We start from the raw sequence: 5,801 nt of genomic DNA, 5'->3' as shown, positions 1-5,801 counted from the left end.
CCGGCGGGAGCGGCTGGAGTTCTGATGGGGGAGCGCGTGAGGTACCGCGGCGGAGCGCAGCACGGTCCCATCCTGGTGACCGGCCCGACAGTTGTACGAGGTGAGCACACGTGAAGGTCACTGAGACCCCTCCCACCGTCCCGGCGCCGCGCTCGCCGGTGACGAAGACCGACGCCTCGGCCGAACCGGCGAAGAGCACCGAGGGCGCCGTCCTCAACGTGTTCTCGCACGGCATGCTGATCATCTGGGCCGTGCTCGTCGTCATGCCGCTGCTGTGGGCGGTGGTGGCGTCCTTCAAGACGGACGACGCGATCCTGTCGACCCCGTGGTCGCTGCCCGACTCGCTCCACTTCGAGAACTGGTCCCGGGCCTGGACCCAGGCCCACATGAGCGACTACTTCCTGAACACCATCATGGTGGTGGGCGGTTCGCTCGTCGGCACGCTGCTGCTCGGATCGATGGCGGCGTACGTACTGGCGCGGTTCGACTTCCCCGGGAACCGCTTCATCTACTACCTCTTCATCGGGGGGATGAGCTTCCCGGTCATCCTGGCACTGGTCCCGCTGTTCTTCGTCATGAACAACATGGGCCTGCTCAACTCGGTGCACGGGCTGATCCTGGTCTACATCGCCTACTCACTCCCCTTCACCGTCTTCTTCCTCACCTCGTTCTTCCGGACCCTGCCGACCTCCATCGCGGAGGCGGCCATGCTCGACGGCGCCTCGCACACCCGGACGTTCTTCCAGGTGATGCTGCCGATGGCGAAGCCCGGGCTGATCAGCGTCGGTATCTTCAACTTCCTGGGCCAGTGGAACCAGTACATGCTGCCGACGGTGCTCAACACCGACCCGGACGGCAAGGTGCTCTCCCAGGGGCTGGTCGAGCTGGCCACCAGCCAGGGGTACAAGGGCGACTGGTCGGGGCTCTTCGCCGGCCTGGTCATGGCGATGCTGCCGGTCCTCGTGGCCTACATCGTCTTCCAGCGCCAGGTGGTGGCGGGTCTGACGGCGGGGGCGCTCAAGTAGCCGGCCCGCGGAGACCCTTCGGGGCCGTGTTCAAGTGACAACGGCACCCGGCGCACCGGCTACAACTCTCACCGCGAACGAACACGGCCTCCGGGCCGCGAACCGCCCCCCGGTCATCCGCCGGGGGGCGGTTCGTGGTGTTTCCAGGGCCTTCGCCGGTGCCCGGAGGGTGGGGCCCGATGCTCATCGGAGGCTCCGACTGCTCAAGGTCTTGACGGGGGGCACCCCAAAACGCTCAGCTTAGAGTTCACATGTTGGAGAATATGGCAGGAGTGGGAGAGTCGATGGAGACTCCGGGGTCGCAGACGTCTCTGCATCGGGCCAACCTTGAGCGGGTCGTGCGCGCGGTCAGGATGGCGGGGTCGCTGACCCAGGCCGAGATCGCCAGGAGCACGGGCCTGTCCGCGGCCACCGTCTCCAACATCGTCCGGGAGCTCAAGGAAGGCGGCACGGTCGAGGTGACCCCCACCTCGGCGGGCGGGCGCCGCGCCCGGAGCGTCTCGCTCAGCGGGGACGCGGGCATCGTCATAGGGGTGGATTTCGGGCATACGCACCTGAGGGTCGCCATCGGCAACCTGGCCCACCAGGTCCTCGCGGAGGAGTCCGAGCCGCTGGACGTGGACGCCTCGTCGGCACACGGCTTCGGCCGGGCGGAACAGCTGGTCAACCGCCTGGTCGAGACCACCGGCATCGCCCCCGGAAAGGTGATCGGGGTCGGGCTCGGCGTGCCGGGCCCGATCGACGTCGAGTCCGGGACCCTGGGCTCCACCTCGATCCTGCCGGGCTGGACGGGCATCAACCCGGGCCAGGAGCTGGCGGGCCGCCTCGGGGTCCCCGTGTACGTGGACAACGACGCCAACCTGGGCGCCCTGGGGGAGCTGGTGTGGGGCGCCGGCCGGGGGGTCAAGGACCTCGCGTACATCAAGGTCGCCAGCGGGGTCGGCGCGGGCCTGGTGATCGACGGGCACATCTACCGCGGCCCCGGCGGGACGGCCGGCGAGATCGGGCACATCACGCTCGACGAGTCGGGCCCCGTCTGCCGCTGCGGCAACCGGGGCTGCCTGGAGACCTTCGCCGCCGCCCGCTACGTCCTGCCGCTGCTCCGGCCCAGCCACGGGGCCGACCTCACCATGGACCGGGTCGTCCAGCTGGCCCGCGAAGGCGATCCGGGCTGCCGCCGGGTGATCGGCGACGTCGGCCGGCACATCGGCAGCGGTGTGGCCAACCTGTGCAACCTCCTCAACCCCAGCCGGGTGGTGCTCGGCGGCTCCCTCGCGGAGGCGGGCGAGCTGGTGCTGGGCCCCATCCGCGACTCGGTGTCCCGGTACGCCATCCCCAGCGCCGCCCGGCAGCTCTCGGTGCTGCCCGGCGCGCTCGGCGGACGGGCCGAAGTGCTGGGCGCCCTGGCCCTGGTGCTCAGCGAGATGGGGGATTCGACACTTTTGGAGAGCACCCTCCCCACGGCGTCCCCCGCCTTCACTTAGATAACGGATGGCACCGTTGTCATCTCGTTAAGAATTTACTCCTTGACGGCGGCCCTGCGGCCGAGTTGACTTCCAGCCACCTCGGCCGCAACGTCGCGGCCTCGTCAGGGAGGTTCGAAATGAACACGCGCATACGCCGTGCCGCCGTTGCCGTCGCCGCCACCACGATGGCCGTCTCGCTCGCCGCTTGCGGGAGCGCCAAGGAGTCGGGCGACAAGGCCGAGACGGACTCGGGCAAGAAGAGCGACGACCTCAAGATCGGTCTGCTCCTTCCCGAGAACGCGACGGCCCGTTACGAGAAGTTCGACAAGCCGATCATCGAGAAGAAGGTCGACGAGCTCACCGACGGCAAGGCGAAGGTGGTCTACGCCAACGCCAAGCAGGACGCCACCACGCAGGCGCAGCAGGTCGAGACCATGATCACCAACAAGGTGGACGCGCTGATCATCGACGCCGTCGACTCGAAGGCGATCGAGAACAGCGTCAAGAAGGCCAAGGACGCCGGTATCCCCGTCGTGGCCTTCGACCGCCTCGCCGAGGGCCCGATCGACGCCTACACCTCCTTCGACAACGAAGAGGTCGGCCGCGCCCAGGGCACCGCCCTCCTGGAGGCCCTGAAGGGCAAGACCAAGCCCACCGTCGTGATGATGCACGGCGCGATCACCGACCCGAACGCCGCGCTCTTCAAGAAGGGCGCCAAGTCGGTGCTCGACGGCAAGGTGACCTACGGCAAGGAGTACGACACCAAGGAGTGGAAGGCGGAGAACGCCAACGCCAACATGGAGGGCGCGATCACCGCCCTCGGCAAGGACAAGATCGACGGCGTCTACTCCGCCAACGACGGTCTGGCGGGCGGCATCATCCAGGCCCTCAAGTCCGCCGGTGTCTCCAAGCTCCCGCCGATCACCGGCCAGGACGCCGAACTCGCCGGTGTGCAGCACATCGTCGCCGGTGAGCAGTTCATGAGCGTCTACAAGTCGTACCCCCAGGAGGGCATCGTCGCCGCGGAGATGGCCGTCGCGCTCGCCAAGGGCGAGAAGCTCGACTCCATCGCCACGTCCAAGGTCGACAACGCCAGCCAGAAGGACGTGCCCACCGTGCTCGTCCCGGTCGTCTCGCTGACCAAGGACAACATCAAGGAGACCATCATCAAGGACGGCATCTGGAAGATCGAGGAGATCTGCACGGCCAAGTACAAGGCCGCCTGCGACGCGATCGGCCTGAAGTAGTCCTTGCCGCCGCCGGCCCGCCGTACGGCCGGGCCGCAGGCGAAGAGCCTGTCCGGTGCCTCGCCCACCAACTGTCCCGCTACCGGGCGGGGCACCGGATGGAACGCTTCCGCTGTTCTCAATTTTCCTGCTCGACCACCGTGCCTTCCCCCAGGCACGGCATCCCCGCCGGGTCAGGCGGCGAAGGAGATGGTTCACGTGTCCGCTACGCCCGTGTTGGCGTTGCGAGGGGTCTCCAAGCGATTCGGTGCCGTCCAGGCGCTCACCGATGTCGAGCTTGAGGTCCACTCCGGCGAAGTCGTCGCCCTGGTGGGCGACAACGGCGCCGGTAAATCAACGCTGGTCAAGACGATCGCCGGCGTTCACCCCATCGATGACGGGGTCATCGAGTGGGAAGGCCGGCCGGTCCAGGTCAACAAGCCGAACGACGCCCAGAACCTGGGCATCGCGACCGTCTACCAGGACCTTGCGCTGTGCGACAACATCGATGTCGTCGGCAACCTCTACCTCGGCCGGGAGATCCGCCGGTTCGGGGTCCTCGACGAGATCGAGATGGAGCGCCGCTCCCGCGAGCTCCTGAGCACGCTGTCGATCCGCATCCCGAGCGTCCGCATCCCGATCGCCTCGCTCTCCGGCGGCCAGCGCCAGACGGTGGCCATCGCGCGTTCGATGCTCGGTGAGCCCAAGCTCGTCATCCTCGACGAGCCCACCGCCGCCCTGGGCGTCGAGCAGACCGCGCAGGTCCTCGACCTCGTGGAGCGGCTGCGCGAGCGCGGCCACGCGGTCATTCTCATCAGCCACAACATGGCCGATGTGAAGGCCGTCGCCGACAAGGTCGCCGTGCTCCGGCTGGGCCGGAACAACGGGATCTTCGACGTCAGGACCACCTCGCAGGAAGAGATCATCTCCGCCATCACGGGCGCCACGGAAAACGCCGTGACCCGTCGTGCGGCACGCAACGCGGAGGCCCAGAAGTGACGACCGACAAGACCTCGACACCCGTGGTCAACCCGGAGGCCGCCAAGGGCGCGGACACCGTGGTCGACCCCCGCCTGCTCGTCCGCGAGCAGGGCCTCGGCGGGTACCTCACCGAGTTCAAGCGCAAGATGCGCGGCGGCGACCTCGGTTCCATCCCGGTGATCATCGGCCTGATCATCATCTGCGTCGTCTTCCAGAGCCTGAACTCCGAGTTCCTCTCCGCGAAGAACATCAGCGACATCGCCGTGGCCATGGTCGCCACCGGCATGATGGCCGTCGGCGTCATCTTCGTGCTGCTGCTCGGCGAGATCGACCTCTCGGTCGGCTCGGTCAGCGGGGTCTCCGGCGCGGTCGTCGCCGTCCTCAGCGTGTCGCAGGGCATGAACGAGTGGCTCGCCATCGTCATCGCGATCGTCAGCGGCGCCGTCATCGGCGCGATCCACGGCTTCTTCTTCGCACGGATCGGCGCCCCCGCGTTCGCCGTGACCCTGGCCGGCCTGCTGTTCTGGCTCGGCTTCATGCTCCAGCTCCTGGGCGACACCGGCACGATCAACCTGGACAGCGACGGCGTCGTCGGCAAGCTGACCACGTACTACTTCACGGACGTCGCGGCCGCCTACGGCCTCGCCGCCCTCGTCGTCATCGCGTTCTTCCTGTCCGCCTTCCTGGACAGCCGCCGCCGCGAGGCCGCGGGCATCCCCGCCCGGCCGGTGACCGACATCGTGGTGCGCACCGTCGTGCTCGCGGTGTTCGCCTTCGCCGCCGCCTTCATGTTCAACCAGCACCGGGGCCTCCCGCTGGCCCTGGTCCTCTTCCTCGTCGTCCTGGTCGGCACGGACTTCCTCCTGCGCCGCACCGCGTACGGGCGGAAGATCTTCGCGCTCGGCGGCAGCGTCGAGGCGTCCCGCCGCGCGGGCATCAACGTCACCGCGATCCGTGTCTCGGTGTTCGCCATCGCCGGTACCTTCGCGGCCGTCGGCGGCCTGTTCTGGGCCTCCAAGATCGCGGCGGTCAACCAGGGATCCGGCACCGGCGACCTCCTGATGAACGTCATCGCCGCGGCCGTCATCGGCGGCACCAGCCTC

The 5,801-nt window shown here is 68.2% G+C and carries 5 protein-coding genes; all 5 read left to right on the top strand.

Annotated features, from left to right (window positions below; translation table 11 throughout):
• Window positions 1-110 precede the first annotated feature (110 nt).
• The gene (locus IH13_RS0119945) at window positions 111-1,025 is read left to right on the top strand and encodes a carbohydrate ABC transporter permease (protein ID WP_031086328.1); all 915 of its coding nucleotides are present in this window, start codon (window positions 111-113) and stop codon (window positions 1,023-1,025) included.
• Window positions 1,026-1,309: 284 nt separating this feature from the next.
• Complete coding sequence (locus IH13_RS0119940; protein ID WP_031086326.1) at window positions 1,310-2,509, top strand: ROK family transcriptional regulator; 1,200 nt, start codon at window positions 1,310-1,312, stop codon at window positions 2,507-2,509.
• A gap of 119 nt (window positions 2,510-2,628) precedes the next feature.
• On the top strand, window positions 2,629-3,738 hold the full coding sequence (locus IH13_RS0119935; protein WP_031086324.1) for a sugar ABC transporter substrate-binding protein: 1,110 nt from the start codon (window positions 2,629-2,631) through the stop codon (window positions 3,736-3,738).
• 189 nt (window positions 3,739-3,927) lie between these two features.
• Complete coding sequence (locus tag IH13_RS0119930) at window positions 3,928-4,716, top strand: ATP-binding cassette domain-containing protein (RefSeq protein WP_031086322.1); 789 nt, start codon at window positions 3,928-3,930, stop codon at window positions 4,714-4,716.
• On the top strand, window positions 4,713-5,801 hold a 1,089-nt coding region (locus IH13_RS0119925; protein WP_031086321.1), incomplete at its 3' end, for an ABC transporter permease subunit. The genes IH13_RS0119930 and IH13_RS0119925, both read left to right, overlap by 4 nt.

Origin of the sequence: Streptomyces sp. NRRL WC-3549 (assembly GCF_000721935.1) — a bacterium.
Classification (GTDB): Bacteria; Actinomycetota; Actinomycetes; order Streptomycetales; family Streptomycetaceae; genus Streptomyces.
This window is presented reverse-complemented; position numbering and strand designations above follow the sequence as displayed.

What these genes read in the sequence shown, in the direction of transcription:
- IH13_RS0119940 (WP_031086326.1), top strand. Translation starts at nt 1,310, where the DNA reads ATGGAGACTCCGGGGTCGCAGACGTCTCTGCATCGGGCCAACCTTGAG.
- IH13_RS0119935 (WP_031086324.1), top strand. Translation starts at nt 2,629, where the DNA reads ATGAACACGCGCATACGCCGTGCCGCCGTTGCCGTCGCCGCCACCACG.
- IH13_RS0119930 (WP_031086322.1), top strand. Translation starts at nt 3,928, where the DNA reads ATGGTTCACGTGTCCGCTACGCCCGTGTTGGCGTTGCGAGGGGTCTCC.